We start from the raw sequence: 22,301 nt of genomic DNA, 5'->3' as shown, positions 1-22,301 counted from the left end.
AGGCGGGGCATCCAGTACGCCGCGGCGCTTGTTGCAAGAGCGAGGTCTCCAATGCAGGCCTCCGGAATACTGGATCGCCCGGCTAAACCGGGCGATGACAGCGGGGTTGTGGCTCTGCCTTGAACCCGCGCTGCCGGTCGACCGACCAAAAGCATCGGGCCGACAGCATCAAGAGAACGGACACGCACCGTGTCGATCATCCTGCAATCCACCGTCGGCGGTTTCTCCGCCCAGTTCATGCGGAAGCTGCCGCTGGTCGAGCAGGCGATGCGCGACCACGGGCTCGAGCCGTCGGAGTTCGTGATCTCGAAGGACTACGCCTCGACCGCGACGATCCCGCTGATGGGTCCGTTCTTCTTCAACTACAGCGTCTACTTCGGCGACGAGACATTCACCGTCACCGAGCCGAACGACATGGTGTTCCTGGACTACTTCTTCAAACGCGTGCTGGCGGCGGATGACCCGCCGGAACTGCCGCGGCGGCCGGGCTTGATCCGGCGGCTGTTCGGCTGGATGTCGCAACCGGTGTAGCTCGTCACTCCCCCCAAACCCGCGCCAGCGTCGCGAGCCAGCAGCCTTCGCAATAGCGGGCGTCCTTGTAGTCGATCCAGTTGTGCGCATAGACGCGGTCGAGCGGGATGCCGTAGCGCGCGCGCAGGATCTGGACGAGGATCTTCCACGCCGCGACCTGCGCCGCGGTCGGGCCCGTCGTGACGTCGGGATAGTTGCCGGCGAACTCGACGCCGATCGAATTGTCGCGCACCACCTGGCGATAGGTCGGCTTGTTGTCGATGTACTTGTTGTCGTTGCGGTTGGCACCATCTCCGTGGGTCGGCACCAGGTTTTCCGCGACCGCCCAATAGACGGTGCCGTCGGTCTCGACCCACAATGTGACGCCGCGACGCGTGGGGTTCTTCGCTTGCACCTCGGCACCGCCCCGCGCCGAGCCGGCCGGTCCCTCGGTCTGGTGCACGATGATGTTGCGCCACGGTTTTGCGTTGCCGACGTCACCCCATGGCGCCAGCCACACCATCTTCAGGCCGGGAATGTCGGGCGTGCCGGAGGCGCGCGCGAGCTTTGCGAGCTCGGCGTCGGTCGCAGCGGCAGGTGCGATCAGAGTGAGAGCGGCGAGAACGGCCGCGAGCAGGCGAGAGATCATCATGCGGGTCCAATGCGGACCTGACGTTAGCACGCCCTTACGCGAATTTGCGCAAGGCCTCGCCTGGACCGATCGGGTCAGGCATGAGCGGCGGCGCCGGATCGTGGACGGCAAAGTCGTTCTTGCCGTTCTTCTTGGCCGCATAGAGCGCGTGGTCGGCATGCGCGATCAGGCGGTCCGGAAACTGGCCGACGCCGCGGTCCCACTGCGCTACCCCGATCGAGATCGCGATCGGAATGTCGACGCCGGTGCAGGTGACGGCATCCTGGCGGCAGACCTCGAGCACGCGGCGGGCGATCGCAGCCGCCTCGCGCAAGGTCGACGAGGGCAGCACGACGCAGAATTCGTCGCCGCCGGTGCGGGCGAGCATGTCGCCGGGCCTCAAGCGCGTCTGCGCCATCAGGGTGAAGTGCTGGAGGCAGGCATCGCCCGCGGCATGGCCATGGGTGTCGTTGATGGTCTTGAAGCCGTCGAGATCGATGACCAGCAGCGAGAACGGCTCGCTGCTGCGCTCCGAGCGGGCGCATTCTTCGCTCAGCCGCTGCAACAAATGCCGCCGGTTGGCGACGCCGGTGAGATCGTCGAGTAGCGCGAGGTCGGCGACCTCGTTGCGCAAGCTGTCCATCGCCATCAGCAGGAAGCCGAAATTGAGCGTCATGGACAGGAACAGGAGACCCAGCACCATGACGCCATGAGCCTGGCCGCCGGCGCTTGCCGAGAAATCGCCGCCGAGCAGATTGCCCACCGTGCGGACGACGAGGATCGCGATAATGGCGAGGATGACGATGCCGGACAGCCGGGCGCCCGGACTGACGCGGCCTTCCGGCGGCGACAGCAACAGACGCAGCGCCAGCACCAGCGGCACGGCCTGACCGAGCGTGTAGCAGAGCATGCGCAGCTGCATGTTGTCGAAGCCGACCACGAAGAACACGACGCCGGCGAGGCTTAAGCCTGCTGTTGCGATCATGACGCGCCATGAGACGGGCCGGTGATAGAAGCGTTGAATGCCCATGGCGGCAAGGCAGCTCGCCGCGATGACGCCGGCAGCGCCAAGCAGGAGCGGCAACGGAGACGCGACGAACAGGCGCAGCAGGGCCGTCATCGCGCCGGTCGCGCCGATAAAGGACGATGCCATCCAGAACCGCGCGGCCGCGAATTTCGGATAGGTGCGCATCACGTAGGCCCAGATCAGGCCGAGCGCCAGGAAGTTGACGACGAACACGGTCCAGAGTGTCGGCACGTTCAGCATGGCGCACGCGGCGCGCGCAGCGTCGCGCCCTCCGTCCCTGCCAGCTGACCGTCCATGATCCCGTCCCCGTTTTCTTTGGGGGGACAATGCCGCCGCCGCGCTTAACGGAGTCTCACTGCGATCCGCGAAAGCATGACTTTGGTTTTGGATTCATGAACGGCTGGCGCATTGTCGGATCGTTAGGCATGCCGGCGATGCGGATTCGTGAGCTAAAATCACCCGAAAATGCATCTGAGCTGTGGATAACGCGATGACACGGATGTGACAGCGCGGGGCAGAAGCGCGCGAATCTGCTGAGCTTGTCATCGAGGATGTTGCGAGGCTGGCCCTCCGCCGAGCATCCCTCGTGTCGCGTTTCACCATTAACCCTGAAGAGGATCCTATGGCTAAGAAAGCGAAGAAGGCGAAGAAGGCGACGAAGAAGAAGGCCAAGAAGGCAGCGAAGAAGAAGTAGCGAGGCTTCTTATTCTTTGCCCGGGTGGAGCACGCTCCGCCCGGGCGTCGGGTGGGAGTTCTGAGTTGGAAGATGGCGGGCGCAAGGCCCGCTTTTTTGTTGGCTGGAGAAGCTATCGCTCCGCGAACGCCAGCTTGGCGCCGAGCGCGGCGAAGCCGGCGGCAAAACTCCGGCGCAGCCAGGCCATGACACGCGGGCGGGAGATGACGCGCTCGCGCACCGATGCCGCACAGAGGCCGTAGACCACGAACACCGCAAACGTCATCGCCATGAAGGCGCCGCTCAATTGCAGCATTCGCGCCAGCACATGGGCTTCGTCCGCGGCGATGAACTGCGGCAGGAAAGCCAGGAAGAAGATCGACAGCTTCGGATTGAGGATGTTGATCAGGAAGCCGGTCACGATCACCCGACCGACCGAACGCTCGCGGATCTCGCCGTCGACTGCCAGCGCCCCGGTCTCGCGCAGCGCCTGCCAGGACATGTAGAGCAGATAGGCGACACCGCACCATTTCAGCGCGGCGAAGGCGAGCGCGCTGGTGTGGAGCACGGCGGCGAGCCCCAGCATCGCGGCCGTCATGTGCGGCACGATTCCGAGGGTGCAGCCGAAGGCAGCGGCGATGCTCGCGCGCGAGCCGCGGGTCAGCGCGGCCGCCAGCGTGTAGAGCACGCCGGTGCCGGGCGAGGCGACGACGATCAGCGAGGTGAGCAGGAAGGACAAGGTCATGGACCGACCTTATCACCGCGCCGCGGACCACGAAAGCCGGCCTGCCGGATCGACCCTCAGGACAGCTGCGCGATCTCGGCCTCGCGGAGCACGTCGAGCGGCGCCCATGGCTTGGCCCAGAACTTCGCGCCGTTCGGCAAGGCCTGCATCAAGGGCCGGCCGGAGGTGACGACGACGTCGAGCTTCGGGTTGCGGTCCTTGGCGACATGCGCGAGCTCGACGCCGTTCATGCGGCCGGCAAGCTGAACGTCGGTCATCATCAGGCAGAGCGCGCCGGCGCTCTTCTCCAGCACAAGCTCGGCCGCCTCGGCGCTCTCGCATTGAATGACGTCGTAGCCGCTTTCTTCGAGAAGAAGACTGAGCATCTCCCTCTGCATGAGGTCGTCTTCCACGATCAGTGCGGTGGCTCGAAACGGCTTTGCTTGTCCCATCGGCGGCTCCCAATGCTGCCTGTCTTCATCAAGTAACGTAGGTTAAGGTGGGAACCGCCATGCGGTTCGGTTCCAATATGAAAAAATGTAAATCATAGTTCCGCTCAAGTGGCTCGACGGGGGAATCATCATGACTGCAATCCGCGGCGCCGCCGCTATCACCGGAGCGGCAAGCGGCATCGGCCGCGCACTGGCGATCGAGCTTGCACGGCGCGGCTGCGATCTCGCGCTCGCCGATCGCGACGAGCCCGGGCTGAAGACGCTCGCGGCCGAGATCGGCGCCGCAAGCAAGCTCAGCCTGCATCGCGTCGATGTCAGCAAGCCCGACGACATCGCGCAATTCGCGCGTGAGGCGGCCACCGCGCATCCCGCACTTGGCATCGTCGTCAACAATGCCGGCGTTGCACTGATGGGATCGTTCGAGGAGATCGACCAGGCGCAGATGGACTGGCTGTTCGACATCAATTTCTGGGGCGTGGTGCACGGCACGCGCGCCTTCCTGCCGCATCTGAAGACGCTGGGCGAGGCACACATCGTCAATTTGTCCTCGATCTTCGGCATCATCGCCCCGCCGGGACAGTCGGCCTATGCCGCGGCGAAATTCGCGGTGCGCGGCTTTTCCGAGAGCGTGCGGCACGAGCTGGCCATGGCGGGCAGCCCTGTCAGGCTGTCGGTCGTGCATCCTGGCGGCGTCGCCACCGCCATCGCCCGCAACTCGCGCACCGGGGTCGGCGTCACCGACAACGCACGCCGGTCGCAATCGATCGAGCGGTTCGAGAACGCGGCAAGGACCACGCCCCGGGACGCCGCGCTGCGCATCATCAAGGGCATCGAGAGAAACGAGCCGCGCATCCTGATCGGCAACGACGCCCGCTTCATGGATCTCCTGCAGCGCTTCCGCCCGGCAACGTACTGGGCGCCGTTGCAGCGCAAGCTGGAGAGGATGGCGAAGGGGACGGAGTGAGGGGCGCCGTCGAATTAAACCGTCGTCCTGGCGAGCGTTCACGGACCTCTCCGTTGTCACTCCCCGCGAAGGCGGGGAATCCAGTACGCCGCAGCCTCTCCGTATTCTCGCGCGGTCTCTGGAATACTGGATCGCCCGCCTTCGCGGGCGATGACACCAAGTATGTGCGCGAGTGCTCCGTCTCTTTGGCTCCCCTCACTGCCCCGCCAGCCGATCGGCAAAATACCCGATCGTCTTGCGATAGATCACCGCCCTGTTCCATTCGCGCATGGCCTCGAAATTGGCGGTGCCTTCGCCGTAGGGCTGGCCCATCTTGAAGCCGCTGGTGTGGAGCAGGTTCGCGGTCGAGGCGAGCACGTCGGGGACGCTGTGGCGGAGATCGACGTGGCCGTCGCCGTCGAAATCGACGCCGTACTTGATGTAGGAGGACGGCAGGAACTGGGTCTGGCCGATCTCGCCGGCATAGGCGCCGATCAGGTCGCGCAGCGGCAGGTCACCGCGCTGCACGATCTTCAGCGCCGCGAGCAGCTCGCCCTGGAATAGCTCGGTGCGGCGGCAGTCATGCGCGAGCGTCGCCAGCGTGCGGACCACCGGCAGCTTGCCGATGTCGCCCTTGCCGAAATCGCTCTCCAGCCCCCAGATCGCAACCAGGATATAGCGGGGCACGCCGAACTGCTGCTCGATGCGTGAGAGCAGCGCGGCATGGCGCTGCAACAGCGCCTTGCCGCCATTGATGCGGCCGGGGCCGACGCGGGTCGAGACATACTGCTCGAAGCTCTTGTTGAAGGTGTAGCGCTGGCGCCGGTCGAAGGCGAGCACCGCGCCGTCCTGCTGCACGCCGCTGAGCGCCGCGCTGGTCACGCTCGCCGAGACGCCGGCGGCCTGCGCTTCCGAGGCCATGCTGGCGACAAAGCTGTTGAAGTCGCCGCCGCAGCGCGCGGCTTGCGCCGATCCGCCGGCCAGACAGGCGATGAAGGCGATGGCCAAGGCGTATTTCGACATTCGGATGAATCCTACAGGGAATGGGCGGGAGAGCGGCGCGCGATCATGCCCGGGAACCAGATTCGCGTCAAAGCGGCAAATCCTCACCAGAACCAATCGCATCCTGGCTCGACGAATGAAGTCCGATGTCGCGACCACTGCATATCTCATGCGCTCGCTGCGGCATCGCAGCGCCAGCGATTTGCCTTGCCATGGCATGGCGCCGGTTATAACATTCTATTCTAGGTTGTCGCCCCGCCAGCCCCGGGCGACGCTGAAGACCAAAATAAACGGCGGGCTTCGCGGCCCGCCGTTTGTTGAGGCAAGGGTGAGGCAAGGATCTCCTAAGGAGCGCATCGGGTTTTACGAAGCGTTGGACTCTTCCGCCCGACATCGAGGCGCCTCGTAAATGGGTTCGTCGATCGATCGCGCAGCTGGTTCTGCCGCTGCAGGGTCCGCGCCCAGCCACCGGAAACCTGCCAAAGTCATTTGACTATGGCCCCCTGATCGACGAAAAGCCGGCCATGGCCAAAAAACCCGGAACCAATCCCAAGGGCGAATTCGCCTTTTTCAACGTCTTCTATGAAGACGGCTCACAACGCTCCAACCGGCGCGTGCCCGCCGAATTGCTCGGCGGCCTCGACGGCGACGAGCCGGCCCGCGCCTATATCATGGAGCAGGACCGCGAGATCGCCGAAAAATCCGGCCGCCCGGCGCTTGAGATCAAGAACCTCGAGCGGGTCGGCGCGAAGAAGAAGTAGGTCAATCCAGGCAGGCGCTCACCAGCGTCCGCTCCGCCTGTTCCAGGCAAACAGCAGATCGGCAAACCGGTCATAGAAGAACCGGGTGAACGGCAGCGCCACGCGATTTCCGAACAACCCCGCAAGCCACCCCTCCCTCGGCGTCAGCCTCCACAGCGCAATCGCGACATCCGCGCCGACGATGAGTTGGCCGGCCTCATCGGTCGCATGCAGGCGGCGCCTGATGTCGCCGAGCGTGGCGCCAAAGCACGCCAGCGCCTCGGGCTGCTCGTTGATATCCCTGAATTCGATCCTACCCGCGCGCACCAGCGCCAACAGCTTGTTGCGCTGCCAGTCGATGCCGGCATTGCAGACAGGGCAACGGGTGTTGTACCAGACGGTGAGGTGAGCCGGCATCATCAAAGCATAGATGTCGATCCTTGCGACGTCGAGGCTGGAGCCATCCACCCGGAATTCCAGAATCGATGCGCCTCTCTGGTCGGGTGTATATTCGATTGGAAAAGCATGAGCCTCTATTGGGCTGAACGCTGTCGAAGTAGGCGTGAACGAAAACGGCGGGCTTTCGCCCGCCGTTCTTGTTTCAACAGACCACCAAGTGGCGGCGTTTGAACTAGTTATCCAGGAACGACCGCAGCTTCCTTGACCTTGACGGATGCTTCAACTTTCGCAGCGCCTTCGCCTCGATCTGTCGAATACGCTCTCTCGTCACCGAGAACTGCTGGCCGACTTCTTCCAGCGTGTGGTCGGTGTTCATGCCGATGCCGAAGCGCATGCGCAGCACGCGTTCTTCGCGCGGGGTGAGCGAGGCCAGCACGCGCGTGGTGGTCTCGCGCAGGTTGGACTGGATCGCGGCGTCGATCGGCAGGATCGCGTTCTTGTCCTCGATGAAATCGCCGAGGTGTGAATCCTCTTCGTCACCGACGGGCGTCTCCAGCGACAACGGCTCCTTGGCGATCTTGAGGACTTTTCGGACTTTCTCCAGCGGCATGCCGAGCTTCTCGGCCAATTCCTCAGGAGTGGGCTCGCGGCCGATCTCGTTGAGCATCTGGCGCGAGGTGCGCACGATCTTGTTGATCGTCTCGATCATGTGCACGGGGATGCGGATGGTACGCGCCTGGTCGGCGATCGAGCGGGTGATCGCCTGCCGGATCCACCACGTGGCGTAGGTCGAGAACTTGTAGCCGCGGCGATACTCGAACTTGTCGACCGCCTTCATCAGGCCGATGTTGCCTTCCTGGATCAGGTCGAGGAACTGCAGGCCGCGATTGGTGTATTTCTTGGCGATCGAGATCACGAGACGGAGGTTGGCTTCCACCATCTCCTTCTTGGCCTGGCGGGCTTCGCGCTCGCCCTTCTGCACCGAGTGCACGATCTTGCGGAACTCGATGATCTCCAAGCCGGTCAGCGCAGCTAACTGATGCACCTCGTGGCGGAGGTCCTTGATGCGGTCCTTCTCGTGATGGACGAAGTTCTTCCAGCCCTTGGCCGACAGCTTCGAGACACGGTTGAGCCAGCGCGGATCGAGCTCCGAGCCGGTGTAGTTGCGCAGGAAGTCTTCGCGCGCGACGCCATGGCTGTCGGCAAGGCGCATCAGGCGGCCCTCATGCGAGACGAGGCGCTTGTTGATGTCGTAGAGCTGCTCGACGAGACTGTCGATACGCGCCTGGTTCAGGCGCAGCGACTTCACCTCGACGATGATCTCGTCCTTGAGCTTGCGGTATTTGCGCTCTTGGTGCGGCGAGAGCGAGGGCCCGTGCGAGGTGCTCTCGAGCTGGTTCTGGATGTCCTGCTCTTGCAGCTTGCGCAGCTTCTTGTAGCTGTCGGCGATCTTGTCGAAGATCTCGACGACCTTCGGCTTGAGCTCGGCCTCGATCGCCGCAAGCGACATCTGGTTCTCGAACTCGTCGTCCTCGTCCATGTCGGCTTCGGCGGCGGATTCCGCCGGATCCTTCGCGGCGTCGCCGACATTGCCGGGCGCAGGCGCGGCGCGGAACGGGGTCGGCGCCGGCGGTGCGGCCGGCGGCGCGACATGCGCGGGCGCGGCGCCGGTGGCCTGGCCGCCTTCGGCCGTCGCTTCACCGGTCTCGCCGTTCGGACCGGCGATCATCGCATTGTTCATGCCGGCCTTGGCATCGGGCCCGGCATAGGTGGCTTCGAGATCGATGATGTCACGAAGAAAGATTTTTCCTTCGTTGAGCTCGTCGCGCCAGATGATGATGGCCTGGAAGGTCAGCGGGCTTTCGCACAGACCTGCGATCATCGCCTCGCGGCCGGCCTCGATGCGCTTCGCAATCGCAATTTCGCCTTCGCGCGACAGCAGCTCGACGGTGCCCATCTCGCGCAGATACATGCGCACGGGATCGTCGGTGCGCTCGCCCGGCTCGCTCTTCTTGACCTCGGTGACGGCCTTCTGGGTGACTTCGACGAGCTCGTTGTCGGTCTCGTCCTCGCCGCCCTCGTCCTTGTCCTCCTCGCCTTCGCTATCGTCGGCTTCGGTGACGTTGATGCCCATGTCCGAGAGCATGGACATGATGTCCTCGATCTGCTCGGGAGAGGTCTGGTCGGACGGCAAAACTTCGTTGAGCTGATCGAAGGTCACGAAGCCGCGCTTCTTGGCCTGCTTGATCATCTTCTTCACGGCCGCGTCGGACAGATCGAGCAACGGCGAGGGCGCGTCCTGGGAGTCCTTCTCCGGCGCGTCCGCTGCCTTGTCGTCTTTTTCCTTGTCCTTCGCCTGCAGCGTCTTTGCCTTGGTGGCCATCCATTGCTCCTAAACGCGTTTCACACAGACGTTCGCCGCGCCCGCGCAAAATCACTTGAACCTGTTGCTCGATGCTCTCGCTTCGTCAGATCTCGACACGGAAAGGGCGGCGCGGACCTCTTGTCGCCACCCCCGACCTTTCACTCGCCGGATTTGCCTAACGCTTCGTAGAGCCTCTTTGTCGCAGCGGATACAGGTGTAGTGCCAACAGCAATTGCGCGGATTCATTCCTGACGCGTCTGTTCTGCCTGCGGCCGCCTGGTGGCCAAAGTGCTACAAGACCGTTAAGCCTCAATTAACCCTGTTTTTGCCGCCAAACCTCGGATTTGGCGAGTCTTTTAGCGGTTCCGGTCCCGGCCGTCCGCATGATTCTTTCATCACACGCTCTTCTGGAACCGGCCCGACAGCTCGCCAAAACCCTCGATCAGGGCCTCGGTGCCGTCGACTTCGCCTATCCGAGCCTTGACGTCGCGCAGCCACGCCATGTTGGCCTCGCTGGGATCATCCCCCAAGGCCAGCTCGGCGTCTTTCAGCTCTCTAAGTAGTGAATGGTACTGCCGATGCAAGGCGACCAGCTGATGCCAGGTGGAGAGAACGTCGTCCCGTGCGGCGCCCTCACGGGCGCCCCACACCGCCGCGGTCGTGATACCGCTCTCAACCCTTTGAAGAGCCTGCGAAAATCCGCCCTTCTCGAGATCGCTGCGCATCTTCTCGGCGAGCTCGCCGGGGTCCGGCGAATGGTGATGGTCGTTGGCAAAGGCGGCGATGATGCCGGCCCGGAGCTTATGGACCTCGGGATGGGCGAGCTCCAGGGCCGCGACTTCCTCGAGATGATCGTGCAGCAGCCAGGGGTGATTGATCAGGATTTGCAGGATCAGGGCCTCCCGGCGGGAGATGGCGCTGCGCTGGCCGCGCATGATCGGGCTTGCCGCGAGCTGCGCGCTCGCCGCCTGGTAGGGTCCGGAGGGCAGCTGGATGGGCCCGGGTGGGCCGCGGCGGCCTCCAAATCCTTGACCGCCGAATCGATTCGCGCCTCCCCCACCGCGGGGCTGGAACTGACGGCCGGCCGAGCCGGGGCGGAAATTGCCACGGCCGCCGCCGAAGCCGCCGCGTGCGCCTTCGGGGGCAAAGGCGCGCTGAAGCCGCTCGGCAAGATCCTGCCGGTAATAGCGCCGCACCACCTCGTCGCGGATGCCGTTGGAGAGCTCCTTGATGCGCGCCTCTAGCGCGGCGCGGCGCTCGGGCGTGGCGAAATTGCCGCCTTCGAGCTCGCGCGACCAGATCATCTCGGCGAGCGGACGCGCCGCCGCGATCACCTCCTCGATCGCGCCACGACCGCCGGAGCGCACGAGATCGTCGGGGTCCTGCCCTTCCGGCAGCAGGGCGAAGCGCAGACTCTTGCCGGGCGCGAGGAAGGGTAAGGCGAGATCCGCGGCACGATAAGCGGCTTTCTGGCCGGCGCGGTCGCCGTCGAAGCAGAGGATCGGCTCGTCCGCCATTTTCCAGAGCAGCGCGAGCTGGTTTTCAGTGAGCGCGGTGCCGAGCGGCGCCACGCTGCCGGCAAAGCCCGCGGTGACCATGGCGATGACGTCGACATAGCCTTCGACCACGATGAGGGGGCTGCCGTCATGGGTGGCTTTGCGCGCGGTCTGGTGGTTGTACAGATTGTCGCCCTTGTGGAAGAGCGGCGTCTCCGGCGAGTTCAGGTACTTGGCCGGAACGTCCTTCTCCAGCGCGCGCCCGCCGAAGGCGATGACGCGGCCGCGCAGATCCATGATCGGAAACATCACGCGATCGCGGAAGCGATCATAGGGCACCGGGATGTCGTTGCCGGCCACCAGCATGCCGGTTTCGACCATGTCGTCGACGGAGACGCCGAGCTTGCCGAGATGCTCTTTCAGCGCAAAGCGATCAGGTGGCGCATAGCCCAGCCGAAACTGCAATTGCGTCGCCGGCGAGATCGCGCGGTCGGCGAGATAGCCGCGCGCCTTGGCGCCGACGCGCGAGGCCAGCGTCTCGGCAAAGAACTTGGCGGCGAGATCCATGACGTCATGCAGCGAGCGGCGCCGCTGCTCCTGACGCGCTGCATCCGGCGTCACCGCTGGCAGCGGCAGGCCCGCCATATTGGCGAGCCGCTCCACGGCCTCCGCGAACGGCAGGCCGTCGGTCTCCATCATGAAGCTGATGATGTCGCCGTGCTTGCCGGAGGAGAAGTCGTGGTAAAAGCCCTTCTGGTCGTTGACGTAGAAGGACGGCGTCTTTTCCTGCTGGAACGGCGACAGCCCCTTCCACTCTCGCCCCGCCTTCTTCAGTTTGACGCGCTTGCCCACGACTTCGGAGACCGAAAGCCGGGCCCGAAGCTCGTCGAGGAATTGGGGCGTGAAGCGCATCAGGTTGATTTCTGGGGTGAGTCGGGCGTTTTGCCAACGAATAGGCATATAAGGATGCCCCCGGGAAATACGATGCACTTAGGGCTTCTCCCGGCTATTCACAGGTCGAAGATTCGACGGAAAGCTTGAACCCGGCCCGGTTCCACGCTTCCATGGGGGCCATGTTCAGGACCTTCCGAGGCGGCCAGAGCGGGGGTTGGCGCATCACCTTGATTTCGCCGGTGACGGGCGAGCCCCTCGCCTTCATGCCAACGCTGTCGGTCACCGACAGCGAGGCCATCGCGTTGCCGCTGGTGCCCTCGCGCAATGCTTGGCGCCTGGTCGGTGTCGCGAGCAGCTTGCGCTACACCGAGCGCCCGGAGAAGCAGCAGCTCACTGCCGTGCAGGCCGGCCTCGGCCGGCTGGAAGCAACCAGTGGGGCGCTGATCCCGATCCGCAAGTCGCAGGCCTGGTGGGATCTGACCCAGGAAGAGCGCCGCAGGATCTTCGAGGACAAGTCGCATCACATCGCGAACAGCCTGCGCTTCCTGCCTGCGATTGCGCGGCAGCTCTATCATTGCCGCGACCTCGGCGGGCCCTTCGACTTCCTGACCTGGTTCGAATTCGCGCCTGCGCACGCCTCGCTGTTCGAGGAGCTGGTCGCGATGCTCAGGCGAACCGAGGAGTGGAGTTATGTCGAGCGCGAGGTCGACGTGCGCGCAGTGAAGGAAGTGCTGTCGGGCTAGAGCCCAAGAAAGCGGCCGGATTCGATGCGCGGCAGATCGGTGACGGGCCAGTTGTAGATGTAAGTCCAGGCCGGTGCCGTCACCCCGTCTGCACCTGTCACGTCGACCAGCTGGCGCAGATATTCGGTCGGCTCCGGAAAGCCCTCGCCGCAGGCCTCGTACATGTCGAGCTCGCGCAAGAGTTCGTCGGGCACGCGCAGGTGAAAGAGTTCGCCGTGGGCGCGGTCGGACGGCACATCGGAGAGCAGCAGCCCCGGATAATGCGTCACCAGAACGAGCCGGCCGCGGCAGGTCGCTTCACCCAGAAAATCCGCGTGGCCCGCAAGCAACCGCGCCATCGGATGGTCGAAGCCGCGCATCAGCGTGCCGTAGACGAAGAGACGATTGGAGGTCATGGCCTTCTATAACCATCAATCGGCAGCGTGCAAATCGCGGATCTACAAAACCTCCGCCTCGAGTGTCTCGCCGCTGCATTGCTCGTCCGACACCACCCTGATGGTCACGTCCATGGCGTCGAACGCGCCGGCAGGGCCGATATAGACGCCGTGCAGCGGGATTGCCTGGCGCGGATCGCGGGCGACCGCGACGCGGATGAGGTCGCGGGTGCCGACGATGCCGTTGGTCGGATCGAACTCGATCCAGCCCGCGCTGGGCAGGTAGACCTGGACCCAGGCATGCGTCGAACCGCCGCCGACATGGCGCTGCTCGATATCCTCCGGCAGGAAGATGTAGCCGGAGACGAATCGTGCGGCGATTCCGAGATGACGCAGCGCCTCGATCATGAACAGAGCGTAGTCGCGGCAGGTTCCGCTACCGGACTGCAAGGTGTCGAGCGGATGCTGCGTGCCCAGCTCGTGGCGCTTGCGGTACTTGAACCGCTCGCGGATACCGTGGGTCATGCCGCTCAGGATCTTGAAGGTCGGCGTCGGCGCGTCCTCGTCGAGAAAGCCGCGCGCCCATTCCGCGATCTCGCCATCGGGATCGGTATATTGCGGCGTGATGTAGTGGACGAGGTCGGGAAACTCCTCATCGTCATACGCGAAAGGATAGAAATAGGCCGAGTCGTCCGGCGTCAGCGCGAACTCCTCGACCGGATTGTGCTCGACGGTGACGTGCCAGTCGAAGATCAGCGCGTCCGCGCGCTCGTCGAAATTCGCGATCGCGACGGAATTGCCGAACACGTCGTGGATCCAGTGCAGCGACATCGGCTCGGGCGATATCTCGAGCCTGGAGTCGAGCACGCGCAGATCATGCCCGTCGCGCGGCCGCAGCATGATCCTGTGTTCGCCGAACGCCACGGGGCGGGTGTAGCGATATTCGGTCTTGTGATGAATCGTCAGCAACGGCATCGTCAGGCAATCATGGTGATGTCGGGCGGACCAATCTATAGCAATCCCGCCCGATTCTTCGGGGTGACTGCTGTTTCATTAGGCAATCAGGATGGCTTTAGACACAATCGGGGCGACCAATCAACTCCTCAGCGAGGGTGACGTCCCCCCGGTGCACGAGGTGAATGCGCAAGGGACATCGCCTTTTTTGCTCACCTCGGACCACTACGGAAGGGTCCTGCCGGCTGCGCTTGGCGATCTTGGCGTCGCCGAGAACGAGCTGACGCGGCATATCGCCTGGGACATCGGCATTGGGGGCGTCGCCGACCGGCTGGCAGAGATGCTGGGCGCACATCTGATCGCCCAGCGCTATTCGCGGCTGGTGATCGACTGCAACCGCCCGCCCGCCGCCGTGAGCTCGATTCCCCTGATTTCCGAAGCAACCGCGATCCCGCGCAACGAGGGAATTTCGGAGCAGGAGCGCAAAGCGCGCCGCCGCGAGATTTTCGAGCCCTATCACCGGCATATCCATGCCGCGATCGACCGCCGCGTGCACGACAAGCGGCCGACGGTGCTGGTGTCGCTGCACAGCTTCACGCCCGTTTACGCCGGCGTCGCGCGTCCCTGGCACATCGGCGCGCTCTACAATCGCGACACCGTGCTGCCGCAGCTGCTGCTCAGGCATCTCCGCAGCGAGAGCGATCTCGTCGTGGGCGACAACGAGCCCTATGCGGTGAACGACCTCACCGACTACACCATCCCCGTGCACGGCGAAGCTCGCGGCCTCGTCAATACCGGCATTGAGATCCGCCAGGATCTGATCGCCGACCAGTCTGGCCAGCAACAATGGGCCGAGCGGCTGGCGCGGATTTTTGCAGAGATCGAGGTTGAACTGCGGGCGGAAAGGCTGGTCGATTAGCCCGACGGCGGTTATTTCGCCCTGGTCAGCGCCAGCCAGATGCCGCCGCCGATCATGAAGCCGCCGGAGATGCGCGACATCATGCGGGTGCGGCGAGCCGAGAAGAACTTCCGGGCCCGCCCCGCGGCGATGGCGTAGAGCGCGTCCGTCATCACCGCAGTGACCATGAAGGTGGCTCCCAGCAGCGCGACCTGCGGGAAGTGGTCGCGGTTCATGTCCATGAACTGCGGGATGAAGGCGCCGAAGAACACCAGCACCTTCGGGTTCGACAGCAGCACCAGGAAACCTTGCAGGAAGAATCCGCCGCGCGGCGGCGCCGGCGGCTCATCCACATTGACGCCCTCGACCGGCGCCCAGATCAGCTTGATGCCGAGCCAGACCAGATAGGCGGCGCCGGCAAAGCGCACCCAGTCGAACCAATACCCCATGGTCGCCATCAGCGAGGTCAGTCCGACCGCGACGATGCCGATGACGATGGCGAGGCCGGCCTGCGCACCGGCCACATTGGTCAGCGCCGCGCGCGTGCCGTGGCGCAGCCCGTTGGCGATAACGAGGGTGACGATCGGCCCCGGCAACAGCGCGAGCGCGATGCAGGCGGCAAGGAAGGCGAGATAGGCTTGCAGAGACATCATGGGGAGGACTCGCTGGGAGCGGTTTGCGGCATTAATGCATGGCGAGGGCGGGAACGGAAGTCACGACCTTGCGCTTGACATGCAATCATTTGGTTGCCTATTATCGCCGCCATGGATGAGGTCTTCAAAGCGCTCGCCGATGCGTCACGACGGTCGCTGCTCGACAGACTTCACGCCAGGAACGGCCAGACGCTGAACGAACTCTGTGAAGGCCTCGCGATGACGCGCCAGGCCGTGACCAAGCACCTTGCCATTCTGGAAGAGGCCAATCTGGTCACGACCATCAGGCACGGCCGCGAGAAGCTGCACTATCTCAATCCGGTTCCGATCCATCAGATCGGCGAACGCTGGATCAAGAAATTCGAGCGCGGCAAGCTCGCCGCACTCGGCGAGTTGAAACGCCAGTTGGAGAAGCGTGATGAGTAAGCCGCAATTCGTCTATGTCACCTACATCGAGACAACGCCAACGAGGCTGTGGGAGGCGCTGACATCGAGCGAGTTCACCAAGCAATACTGGTTCGGCGCCGAGGTCAGGTCCGACTGGAAAATCGGCTCCCCTTTCGCGCTGCTGCTGGACGGCGAGACCACCGATTCCGGCGAGATCCTCGAAGCCGATCCGCCGCGGCGGCTGTCTTACAGCTTCAAGCACCAAAAATACGAGGAGCTGCGCGGTGAGCCGATCTCGCGGGTGGTCTTTACCATCGAACCGTTCGGCTCGCTCGTGCGTTTGACGGTGCTGCATGACGGCTTCGTCGAAGGCGGCAAATATTTCGGCGCCGTTTCCAACGGGTGGCCGGCGATCCTGTCCGGGCTCAAGAGCCTGCTGGAAAGCGGCAAGGTGCTGGCCATTCCGCACGCAGCCCTCAACAAGGGATTCGATGCAAGATGAACCTCGATCGGTTCAAGCCGCTCACCGTCTACACGATTTACATCGCCGCGACGCCGGACCAGGTGTGGGAGGCGCTGACCTCCGCCGAGTTCAGCCGCCAATATTTTTCCGGCTTTGCGGTCGAGATGGAGCCAAGACTCGGCGGCAAATTCGTCGTGCGCGCGCCTGATGGCTCGGAACACATTTCGGGCGATGTGTTCGAATACGATCCGCCGAACAAGCTGACGGTGACGTGGAACGTCAACTGGCCCGACCTCGTCGCAAAGCTCGGCGCGACGCTTGTCACTTACGAGATTGAACAAGCCGGCGAGGCCGTCCGCCTCACCGTGAGCGAACGCCACGACCGCCCGCTCAGCGACGACATCCTTTCCGGCGGCCGCACCGGCTGGCCCGCAATCCTGTCGGGGCTGAAGAGCCTGCTGGAAACGGGCAAGGCGCCGCAGATCAAGATGGCGCAGATGCTGGAAGCGTTGAAGGCGATGGGTATCAAGACGCCGTAGCGGGCGAACTCCGTGTCGTCATCGCTTCTTCTTCACCGGAGGCGGATTGATTTCGTCGATCTTGCGACTGCAATCCGCTTCCGAGTCGTGCGGGCCCGAGACAAAGGTCCCACTGACCTTGATCGCGTACCAGCCCGACTCGACGCCGAGCCGGAGCGCTTCTTCTGTCTTGACGTGCCGTGGCGAGAGAGCTTGCATCGGTTGAGTTTGCATCGGGTGCTTTCGGTTGGCGTTCGATCTCATGATCGATCGCGGTGAAACCTTCAGGTGTCCGCGGCACGCGCCTGCCGCGTCCAACTCACCGCTGGAGTGGGCAATATGCGCGACGACCGCTGTTACGACGTCGCTACGAGTCGGCTCCGCCGCTGCGAGGGAATGAGGCGCTTCACGTCGCGCGAATAGTCGTGGCGCTGCATAGGCGCAGAAACGACAGATCTTTCGACATTCCCGCACCGTGCGCGCAATCGCCGCAATTAGCTATCATTTTCTCGCCCGTGCCGCACTTTTGAGGCGCCAATTGCCGCCCGCGACCGAATAAGCCGTCAAAGCCTTGTGATCGGCCGCTTCGTAGCCATGTTACGAGCTTAGCCAAGGGAAAATCGTATGAAGCTCCGCGTCGGGTTTGAGATGCTGTACGAATTCCCGCAGCCCACGCCTATGATCATGGTGCTGGGCACGCACTTCACCCGCGCCTCCGATGTCATCGTGCCCGACCTGCTGACCACCAGACCCTCGGTGCCGATCACTCCCTATCGCGACCTCTTCGGCAATTGGTGCAGCCGCATCGTGGCGCCGGCTGGCGCCTTTCGCCTTGCCGGCGACGGCGTCGTGAGCGACAGCGGCCTGCCCGATCCAGTGTTCCCGAACGCGGCTCAGCACGCCGTCGAGGCGCTGCCGACCGACACGCTCGTCTATCTGCTCGGCAGTCGCTACTGCGAGACCGATCGCCTGTCGGATATCGCATGGAAGTTGTTCGAGCACACGCCGCCCGGCTGGGCGCGGGTCCAGGCCATCTGCGATTTCGTTCATCGTCACATCGCCTTCGGCTATGAGCACGCGCGCGCGACCAAGACGGCGCGGGAAGCCTACGACGAAGGCAAGGGCGTGTGCCGCGACTATGCTCATCTTGCCATCGCGTTCTGCCGCTGCATGAACATCCCGGCGCGTTACTGCACCGGTTATCTCAGCGACATCGGCACGCCGAAGCCCTGGGCCGTGGGAGATTTCGCCGGCTGGTTTGAGGCTTATCTCGGCGGAAGCTGGCACATGTTCGATCCGCGCAACAACACGCCGCGGATCGGTCGCGTGTTGATCGCACAAGGACGCGATGCCGCGGACGTCCCGATCACCCAAACCTTCGGTCCGAATACCCTTGTCAATTTCAAGGTATGGACCGACGAGGTTGCCTGATGACAGACAGCAGCGTTGCACTCAGCGCCGATGAATTTGCGTCCTTGGCCGAGATCGGCAAGGGCAAGGCGCAAGGCGAAATCCCGCAAGCGCACGGCGAGCGCCTGACCAACCTCGGTTATGCAATCAGGCGCCTCGGCGAACTCGAACTGACCTCATCCGGCGAACGCCGGCTGGCAACCGGCGAATAGCTCGCTGCCGTTGCGTCCGGCTTCCCGCTACGCCACCGGCACCACGATCCGCCGATAAAGATGCCAGGTCGCGTGCCCGAGCACGGGCAGCGTCACCACCAGCCCCAGAAAATACGGCAGCGCCGAGACGATCAGGACCATCACGATCACCGCGGCCCAGCCAATCATCGGCAGCGGGCTGGCCACGACCGCGCGCACGCTTGTCACCATCGCCGTGACGAAATCGACCTCGCGGTCGAGCAGCAGCGGAAACGACACGACCGTCAGCGAAAACAGGATCAGCGACAGCACCGCGCCGACCGCGTTGCCGATGCCGAGGAACAGCAGGCCCTCGTTCGTGGTCAGCACCACCGTCATGAACTCCTGCAGGCTCGAGAACGAGGCATGCAGGCCAAGCAGCAGCGCGATCAGAAGCCGCACCTGATACATCCAGACCACGAACACGAACAGCGTGACGAAGGCCATCCAGCCGATCTCGCTGCGCGCGCGCACAGCCGACCAGATCGCGCCGAGCGAGACGGGCTCGCCGCGCTCGCGACGGCGGCTGACTTCATAGAGCCCGATCGCCACGAATGGCCCGAGCAGCGCGAAGCCGGCGGCCAGCGGATAGACCAGATAGACCATGCCGAACGCAGTGAAGCACAGCATGATGGCGATGCCGCCGGCGGCGTAGAGCGTACCGAAGCAGAGGCCGTAAAGCGGCAGCGCCTGGAAATCCCGCAGGCCTTCGACCAGCGCCTCGGCGATGTCGGTCGCCGCGACGGGACGCACCACCGGGTCGACCTTGCCCGAAATGGACATCAGCTTCCTCCTCGTTCGCCGGCGCGATCTCCGTCGCACGCGGATTGACTCGATCTTAGCGTCCCCGCGGCAGGTGCGCACGCGCGAGTTGTTGGCTGGACGACAGTATCCCGAAGCCGCCGGCGCAGACCCGGGAAAACCACCGCGCCGACGGCGCGCGTCCTTCGGGAAGCTCATCCGTCCTGCCCGCGGCTCGAAATCTTTCCCCGTCGGGGACTTTTTCGACCCGATGCCTATGGACTGAGCGGCGGGTGGTGCCGCAAATTGAGTCTTTGAACGAGCGCGATGACTCGAATGGACCGTCCGACCGATGAGCTTGCGTACCCGACTACTGATACTCGTCATCGCGGCCATGCTGGTGCCGGCGAGCCTCGTCGGGCTGCGTTTCGTGCAGAACCGGAGCAGTGAAGTCAACGCCGCCCTGGCCAATCTGTCGGCCTCGGCCGACGACATTGCGAGCGATCTGGGTGGGAAGATTCAGGGCACCGCTCAGCTTCACTATGGTCTGGCCCGCGCGCGCGACCTCGACACGCGCGACAAGGCGGCGTGCTCGGCGTTTCTGTCGGACGTGCGCGAGGAATACCCTCAGTTCACGGGAATCCTGACCATCGATCCGGACGGCAGCCTGTTCTGCGACTCGCTGCGGACCAACCGCACCCTCGATCTGAGGGATCGCGCCTATTTCAAGCAGGCCCTGGTCTCGCGCAACGTCGTGGTTGAGCCGGTATTCGGCCGGCTGACCGGAATATCGGTGCTCCAGATCGCATATCCGGTGCGATCGGAGGCGGGCGCGCTGAAGCTGGTGCTGCTTGCCTCGTTCAACCTGCGCAAATTCGCCGAGTATCACCACAAGCGGCTGCTCGCCGAGAAGGATATTCTGCTCATCGACGGCAAGGGCACCGTTCTCGTCGCTCCCTTGGGAGCCGGCTGGACCGCGCCCGTGGGCGCGTCGATCGCGGGATCCGACCTGCTCGGCTTCGCGACGGCTCCCGATCAAAAGGCATTTCAGGAAGTGACCGATCGCGACGGCCGCACGCAGGTCTGGGCCGTCGCCCACTCACCTTCGATCCGTGATGCCGGCCTCTACATCCTGGTCGGACGGTCCAAGGACGGATTGGTCGCGGCGGCGAATCGCCGGCTCTATGAGGATATGGCGATCCTCGCGGTGGCCTTGCTGCTGCTGCTGGCCGGCGTATGGATCCTCGCGACCGTGAGCGTCGGGCGCCAGGTCGGGCGGCTCGCCAACATGGCGAAGAGACTCGGGCTCGGCGATCTCAACGCGCGAATTCCTCCTCCCCATCCGCGCGGCGAGCTGGGCGGATTGATGACCCTGCTCAACGACACTGCCGAATCGCTTGAGCAGCAACGGGCGGCCATCGCGGACCTCAACCAGAAGCTCAGCCAATCCCAGAAGATGGAGGCCATGGGTCAGCTCACCGGCGGTGTGGCGCATGACTTCAACAATCTCCTCACCGTCATTCTCGGCAATTCGGAGCACCTTGCCGACAGGCTGGCGGGGAACAAGGAGTTGCACCGGATCGCCGGCGACATCGCGACAGCTGCCGAACGCGGCTCCGACCTGACGCGGAGCCTGCTCGCCTTCGCGCGCAAGCAGCCCCTGAGGCCGCGAGACATCGACATCGGCGAAAAGATTAAGGAGGTGGAGCACTTGTTGCGCCGCCCCTTGGGCGAGCACATCGAATGCACCTTCGCGCTCGCACCGGACCTGTGGTTGATCAGCGTCGATCCCGGCCAGCTCACGACTGCGCTGCTCAATCTCGTGCTCAACGCGCGCGATGTCATGCAGTTGGGCGGCAGGCTGACCATCGAGGCGCGCAACGTCTCGCTCGGTGAATCCGACTTGGACATCAATGGCGAACCGCGACCAGGCGACTATGTCATGGTGGCCGTGATCGACACCGGCAGCGGCATGACCGCCGAGGTGGCGAGCCGGGCGTTCGAGCCGTTCTTCACCACCAAGGAGGTCGGCAAGGGGACCGGGCTCGGCCTGAGCATGGTCTACGGTTTTGTGCGGCAGTCCGGCGGGCTGGTGCAGATGCAGTCCGCACCGAGACAAGGCAGCACCGTCAGGCTGTTCTTTCCCCGCCTGGCAACACCGCCAAACGAGGACGCCTCACCCGCCGAAGGGATCGTCACGCGCGAAGGAAGCGAGACCATTCTCGTCGTCGAAGACAACGACATGGTTCGGACTTATGTCGAAAGCGAGCTGAAGACGCTCGGCTATCGCGTCATCACGGCCGCGAGCGGCCCGGCGGCGCTCGACTTGTTGCGCCAGTCCGGGGATATCGACCTGCTGTTCACCGACGTCGTGATGCCCGGCGGCATGTTCGGGCCGGAGCTTGCCCGGCAAGCAATCCAGCTGCGACCCGGGCTCAAGGTGCTCTTCACCTCCGGCTACAGCCAAAATCCGGTCTCGGCGCCCGACGCAATCGGCGATGCCCGCATCCTGACCAAGCCGTTCCGGCGGCGAGACCTCGCCGCCATGCTGCGATCTGCGCTGTCGACGCCGTCGCGGTAGTCAGGAGCGCGACGCGAGGAGAAGCGCCGCACCCAGATTGGCCACGAACAAGGCCGCGTCGATGACGAAGATCCTGAGCATCGGGCCTTTCAACACGGGCCAATAAGCGACCCCGACGCGTCCTCCGCGCAGCAGGACCGGAAGGTTGTAGGCGAACTGGCTGAAATGGCAGGCGGCAAAGAACAGGAACAGCACCAGCTGCGCTTCGACCGGCTGGAAGAAGACCGGACGGGCTGCCAGAAGGTAGAGCGACAGAAGGCCGATCGGCAGATTGATGCCGCCAAGGAATGCCACGCTGGCCGACAATGTCGGCGCGATCGGATTGGTGCGCTCTTCCCGCGGCAGGAGAATCTTCAGTGTATTGGCTTGCGCAATGCTGAACTGGATGAAGGCGCCGCCGAACCAGAGCGCGTTGAGGAGCAGCACGATATCCGAAAGACGCATGGCGGAGCCCTCCCACGGCTCGTTGGCCAGGAAAGTGGCAAAGCCCGCT

General features: G+C 64.1%; 25 protein-coding genes. 11 read left to right on the top strand and 14 right to left on the bottom strand.

Annotated elements, in window-relative coordinates; genetic code table 11:
- Positions 1-189: 189 nt before the first annotated feature.
- Positions 190-531 carry a hypothetical protein gene (locus IVB19_RS05835; protein WP_027520274.1) on the top strand — a complete coding sequence of 114 codons (342 nt, stop codon included), beginning with the start codon at positions 190-192 and terminating at the stop codon, positions 529-531.
- 4 nt (positions 532-535) lie between these two features.
- Here the strand turns inward: IVB19_RS05835 and IVB19_RS05830 are convergent, their stop codons facing one another.
- The 4 genes from IVB19_RS05830 to IVB19_RS05815 all read right to left on the bottom strand — a co-directional run bounded on the left by IVB19_RS05830 (position 536) and on the right by IVB19_RS05815 (position 4,017).
- Positions 536-1,162 (bottom strand): peptidoglycan recognition protein family protein, encoded by a 627-nt coding sequence (locus tag IVB19_RS05830; protein ID WP_247296157.1) that lies wholly within the window; start codon positions 1,160-1,162, stop codon positions 536-538.
- 34 nt (positions 1,163-1,196) lie between these two features.
- A complete protein-coding gene (locus tag IVB19_RS05825) occupies positions 1,197-2,408 on the bottom strand; it encodes a GGDEF domain-containing protein (protein ID WP_247296158.1) in 1,212 nt (403 codons plus the stop codon).
- Between the two features lie 566 nt (positions 2,409-2,974).
- Positions 2,975-3,586: a LysE family translocator gene (locus tag IVB19_RS05820; RefSeq protein WP_247296161.1), complete on the bottom strand. Its 612-nt coding sequence runs from the start codon at positions 3,584-3,586 to the stop codon at positions 2,975-2,977.
- 56 nt (positions 3,587-3,642) lie between these two features.
- Positions 3,643-4,017, bottom strand: a complete 375-nt coding sequence (locus IVB19_RS05815; RefSeq protein WP_018453620.1) for a response regulator — start codon at positions 4,015-4,017, stop codon at positions 3,643-3,645.
- A 130-nt stretch (positions 4,018-4,147) separates the two neighbouring features.
- Between IVB19_RS05815 and IVB19_RS05810 the strand changes: the two genes are divergently transcribed.
- Positions 4,148-4,981 carry an SDR family NAD(P)-dependent oxidoreductase gene (locus IVB19_RS05810; RefSeq protein WP_247361002.1) on the top strand — a complete coding sequence of 278 codons (834 nt, stop codon included), beginning with the start codon at positions 4,148-4,150 and terminating at the stop codon, positions 4,979-4,981.
- Between the two features lie 195 nt (positions 4,982-5,176).
- On the opposite strand, the gene IVB19_RS05805 is transcribed toward IVB19_RS05810, so the two are convergent.
- Entirely contained in the window at positions 5,177-5,983 is an 807-nt protein-coding gene (locus tag IVB19_RS05805; RefSeq protein WP_085360517.1) for a lytic murein transglycosylase, read from the bottom strand.
- Positions 5,984-6,486: 503 nt separating this feature from the next.
- Here IVB19_RS05805 and IVB19_RS05800 point away from each other — a divergent pair.
- A complete protein-coding gene (locus tag IVB19_RS05800; RefSeq protein ID WP_007614643.1) occupies positions 6,487-6,723 on the top strand; it encodes a hypothetical protein in 237 nt (78 codons plus the stop codon).
- 18 nt (positions 6,724-6,741) lie between these two features.
- Here the strand turns inward: IVB19_RS05800 and IVB19_RS05795 are convergent, their stop codons facing one another.
- The 3 genes from IVB19_RS05795 to dnaG form a co-directional block, all read right to left on the bottom strand.
- Positions 6,742-7,122 carry a thiol-disulfide oxidoreductase DCC family protein gene (locus IVB19_RS05795; RefSeq protein ID WP_371827203.1) on the bottom strand — a complete coding sequence of 127 codons (381 nt, stop codon included), beginning with the start codon at positions 7,120-7,122 and terminating at the stop codon, positions 6,742-6,744.
- Positions 7,123-7,333: 211 nt separating this feature from the next.
- Entirely contained in the window at positions 7,334-9,484 is a 2,151-nt protein-coding gene (rpoD, locus tag IVB19_RS05790; protein WP_247296166.1) for an RNA polymerase sigma factor RpoD, read from the bottom strand.
- Between the two features lie 377 nt (positions 9,485-9,861).
- Positions 9,862-11,874 (bottom strand): DNA primase, encoded by a 2,013-nt coding sequence (gene dnaG, locus IVB19_RS05785; protein WP_247296168.1) that lies wholly within the window; start codon positions 11,872-11,874, stop codon positions 9,862-9,864.
- A 161-nt stretch (positions 11,875-12,035) separates the two neighbouring features.
- Here dnaG and IVB19_RS05780 point away from each other — a divergent pair, with 161 nt between their 5' ends.
- Positions 12,036-12,599: a chlorite dismutase family protein gene (locus IVB19_RS05780; protein ID WP_247821066.1), complete on the top strand. Its 564-nt coding sequence runs from the start codon at positions 12,036-12,038 to the stop codon at positions 12,597-12,599.
- On the opposite strand, the gene IVB19_RS05775 is transcribed toward IVB19_RS05780, so the two are convergent.
- The gene (locus IVB19_RS05775) at positions 12,596-12,994 is read right to left on the bottom strand and encodes a gamma-glutamylcyclotransferase family protein (protein WP_247296171.1); all 399 of its coding nucleotides are present in this window, start codon (positions 12,992-12,994) and stop codon (positions 12,596-12,598) included. The two genes, IVB19_RS05780 and IVB19_RS05775, sit on opposite strands and share 4 nt — an antisense overlap.
- A gap of 42 nt (positions 12,995-13,036) precedes the next feature.
- Positions 13,037-13,948, bottom strand: a complete 912-nt coding sequence (locus IVB19_RS05770; protein ID WP_018453611.1) for a transglutaminase family protein — start codon at positions 13,946-13,948, stop codon at positions 13,037-13,039.
- A gap of 91 nt (positions 13,949-14,039) precedes the next feature.
- Between IVB19_RS05770 and IVB19_RS05765 the strand changes: the two genes are divergently transcribed.
- Positions 14,040-14,846: an N-formylglutamate amidohydrolase gene (locus tag IVB19_RS05765; RefSeq protein ID WP_247296173.1), complete on the top strand. Its 807-nt coding sequence runs from the start codon at positions 14,040-14,042 to the stop codon at positions 14,844-14,846.
- An 11-nt stretch (positions 14,847-14,857) separates the two neighbouring features.
- Here IVB19_RS05765 and IVB19_RS05760 read toward each other — a convergent pair whose 3' ends face one another.
- On the bottom strand, positions 14,858-15,478 hold the full coding sequence (locus tag IVB19_RS05760) for a LysE family translocator (RefSeq protein WP_085384410.1): 621 nt from the start codon (positions 15,476-15,478) through the stop codon (positions 14,858-14,860).
- A 111-nt stretch (positions 15,479-15,589) separates the two neighbouring features.
- Between IVB19_RS05760 and IVB19_RS05755 the strand changes: the two genes are divergently transcribed.
- Genes IVB19_RS05755 through IVB19_RS05745 form a run of 3 tightly spaced genes read left to right on the top strand, consistent with a single transcriptional unit; the run spans position 15,590 to position 16,867 of the window.
- The gene (locus IVB19_RS05755; protein ID WP_007614659.1) at positions 15,590-15,904 is read left to right on the top strand and encodes an ArsR/SmtB family transcription factor; all 315 of its coding nucleotides are present in this window, start codon (positions 15,590-15,592) and stop codon (positions 15,902-15,904) included.
- Entirely contained in the window at positions 15,897-16,367 is a 471-nt protein-coding gene (locus IVB19_RS05750) for an SRPBCC family protein (protein WP_204512327.1), read from the top strand. The genes IVB19_RS05755 and IVB19_RS05750 overlap by 8 nt, the downstream gene beginning before the upstream one ends.
- On the top strand, positions 16,364-16,867 hold the full coding sequence (locus IVB19_RS05745) for an SRPBCC family protein (protein ID WP_247821065.1): 504 nt from the start codon (positions 16,364-16,366) through the stop codon (positions 16,865-16,867). The genes IVB19_RS05750 and IVB19_RS05745 overlap by 4 nt, the downstream gene beginning before the upstream one ends.
- Before the next feature lie 18 nt (positions 16,868-16,885).
- On the opposite strand, the gene IVB19_RS05740 is transcribed toward IVB19_RS05745, so the two are convergent.
- Positions 16,886-17,110 carry a hypothetical protein gene (locus tag IVB19_RS05740; protein ID WP_007614662.1) on the bottom strand — a complete coding sequence of 75 codons (225 nt, stop codon included), beginning with the start codon at positions 17,108-17,110 and terminating at the stop codon, positions 16,886-16,888.
- 360 nt (positions 17,111-17,470) lie between these two features.
- Between IVB19_RS05740 and IVB19_RS05735 the strand changes: the two genes are divergently transcribed.
- Both IVB19_RS05735 and IVB19_RS05730 read left to right on the top strand, forming a co-directional pair.
- Positions 17,471-18,277, top strand: coding sequence for a transglutaminase-like domain-containing protein (locus IVB19_RS05735; RefSeq protein WP_018453605.1), 807 nt, complete (start codon positions 17,471-17,473; stop codon positions 18,275-18,277).
- A complete protein-coding gene (locus IVB19_RS05730; protein ID WP_018453604.1) occupies positions 18,277-18,468 on the top strand; it encodes a hypothetical protein in 192 nt (63 codons plus the stop codon). The genes IVB19_RS05735 and IVB19_RS05730 overlap by 1 nt, the downstream gene beginning before the upstream one ends.
- Positions 18,469-18,495: 27 nt before the next feature.
- Here the strand turns inward: IVB19_RS05730 and IVB19_RS05725 are convergent, their stop codons facing one another.
- Positions 18,496-19,269 carry a DUF2189 domain-containing protein gene (locus tag IVB19_RS05725; RefSeq protein ID WP_018453603.1) on the bottom strand — a complete coding sequence of 258 codons (774 nt, stop codon included), beginning with the start codon at positions 19,267-19,269 and terminating at the stop codon, positions 18,496-18,498.
- Positions 19,270-19,579: 310 nt separating this feature from the next.
- On the opposite strand from IVB19_RS05725, the gene IVB19_RS05720 reads away from it, so the two are divergent.
- Positions 19,580-21,808, top strand: coding sequence for an ATP-binding protein (locus tag IVB19_RS05720; protein WP_247296177.1), 2,229 nt, complete (start codon positions 19,580-19,582; stop codon positions 21,806-21,808).
- Here IVB19_RS05720 and IVB19_RS05715 read toward each other — a convergent pair whose 3' ends face one another.
- Positions 21,809-22,252: a hypothetical protein gene (locus tag IVB19_RS05715; protein WP_018453601.1), complete on the bottom strand. Its 444-nt coding sequence runs from the start codon at positions 22,250-22,252 to the stop codon at positions 21,809-21,811. It abuts the gene before it with no gap.
- Positions 22,253-22,301 lie beyond the last annotated feature (49 nt).

It is taken from the genome of Bradyrhizobium sp. 187, assembly GCF_023101005.1.
In the GTDB taxonomy this organism is placed as follows: Bacteria; Pseudomonadota; Alphaproteobacteria; order Rhizobiales; family Xanthobacteraceae; genus Bradyrhizobium; species Bradyrhizobium canariense_D.
This window is presented reverse-complemented; position numbering and strand designations above follow the sequence as displayed.

What these genes read in the sequence shown, in the direction of transcription:
- IVB19_RS05805 (WP_085360517.1), bottom strand. Translation starts at nt 5,983, where the DNA reads ATGTCGAAATACGCCTTGGCCATCGCCTTCATCGCCTGTCTGGCCGGC.
- IVB19_RS05725 (WP_018453603.1), bottom strand. Translation starts at nt 19,269, where the DNA reads ATGTCCATTTCGGGCAAGGTCGACCCGGTGGTGCGTCCCGTCGCGGCG.
- IVB19_RS05755 (WP_007614659.1), top strand. Translation starts at nt 15,590, where the DNA reads ATGGATGAGGTCTTCAAAGCGCTCGCCGATGCGTCACGACGGTCGCTG.
- IVB19_RS05820 (WP_247296161.1), bottom strand. Translation starts at nt 3,586, where the DNA reads ATGACCTTGTCCTTCCTGCTCACCTCGCTGATCGTCGTCGCCTCGCCC.
- IVB19_RS05730 (WP_018453604.1), top strand. Translation starts at nt 18,277, where the DNA reads ATGACAGACAGCAGCGTTGCACTCAGCGCCGATGAATTTGCGTCCTTG.
- IVB19_RS05750 (WP_204512327.1), top strand. Translation starts at nt 15,897, where the DNA reads ATGAGTAAGCCGCAATTCGTCTATGTCACCTACATCGAGACAACGCCA.
- IVB19_RS05830 (WP_247296157.1), bottom strand. Translation starts at nt 1,162, where the DNA reads ATGATGATCTCTCGCCTGCTCGCGGCCGTTCTCGCCGCTCTCACTCTG.
- IVB19_RS05745 (WP_247821065.1), top strand. Translation starts at nt 16,364, where the DNA reads ATGAACCTCGATCGGTTCAAGCCGCTCACCGTCTACACGATTTACATC.
- IVB19_RS05740 (WP_007614662.1), bottom strand. Translation starts at nt 17,110, where the DNA reads ATGAGATCGAACGCCAACCGAAAGCACCCGATGCAAACTCAACCGATG.
- IVB19_RS05815 (WP_018453620.1), bottom strand. Translation starts at nt 4,017, where the DNA reads ATGGGACAAGCAAAGCCGTTTCGAGCCACCGCACTGATCGTGGAAGAC.
- IVB19_RS05770 (WP_018453611.1), bottom strand. Translation starts at nt 13,948, where the DNA reads ATGCCGTTGCTGACGATTCATCACAAGACCGAATATCGCTACACCCGC.
- IVB19_RS05800 (WP_007614643.1), top strand. Translation starts at nt 6,487, where the DNA reads ATGGCCAAAAAACCCGGAACCAATCCCAAGGGCGAATTCGCCTTTTTC.
- IVB19_RS05720 (WP_247296177.1), top strand. Translation starts at nt 19,580, where the DNA reads ATGAGCTTGCGTACCCGACTACTGATACTCGTCATCGCGGCCATGCTG.
- dnaG (WP_247296168.1), bottom strand. Translation starts at nt 11,874, where the DNA reads ATGCGCTTCACGCCCCAATTCCTCGACGAGCTTCGGGCCCGGCTTTCG.
- IVB19_RS05765 (WP_247296173.1), top strand. Translation starts at nt 14,040, where the DNA reads ATGGCTTTAGACACAATCGGGGCGACCAATCAACTCCTCAGCGAGGGT.
- IVB19_RS05760 (WP_085384410.1), bottom strand. Translation starts at nt 15,478, where the DNA reads ATGATGTCTCTGCAAGCCTATCTCGCCTTCCTTGCCGCCTGCATCGCG.
- IVB19_RS05780 (WP_247821066.1), top strand. Translation starts at nt 12,036, where the DNA reads ATGTTCAGGACCTTCCGAGGCGGCCAGAGCGGGGGTTGGCGCATCACC.
- IVB19_RS05715 (WP_018453601.1), bottom strand. Translation starts at nt 22,252, where the DNA reads ATGCGTCTTTCGGATATCGTGCTGCTCCTCAACGCGCTCTGGTTCGGC.
- IVB19_RS05810 (WP_247361002.1), top strand. Translation starts at nt 4,148, where the DNA reads ATGACTGCAATCCGCGGCGCCGCCGCTATCACCGGAGCGGCAAGCGGC.
- IVB19_RS05795 (WP_371827203.1), bottom strand. Translation starts at nt 7,122, where the DNA reads ATGATGCCGGCTCACCTCACCGTCTGGTACAACACCCGTTGCCCTGTC.
- rpoD (WP_247296166.1), bottom strand. Translation starts at nt 9,484, where the DNA reads ATGGCCACCAAGGCAAAGACGCTGCAGGCGAAGGACAAGGAAAAAGAC.
- IVB19_RS05825 (WP_247296158.1), bottom strand. Translation starts at nt 2,408, where the DNA reads ATGCTGAACGTGCCGACACTCTGGACCGTGTTCGTCGTCAACTTCCTG.
- IVB19_RS05775 (WP_247296171.1), bottom strand. Translation starts at nt 12,994, where the DNA reads ATGACCTCCAATCGTCTCTTCGTCTACGGCACGCTGATGCGCGGCTTC.
- IVB19_RS05735 (WP_018453605.1), top strand. Translation starts at nt 17,471, where the DNA reads ATGAAGCTCCGCGTCGGGTTTGAGATGCTGTACGAATTCCCGCAGCCC.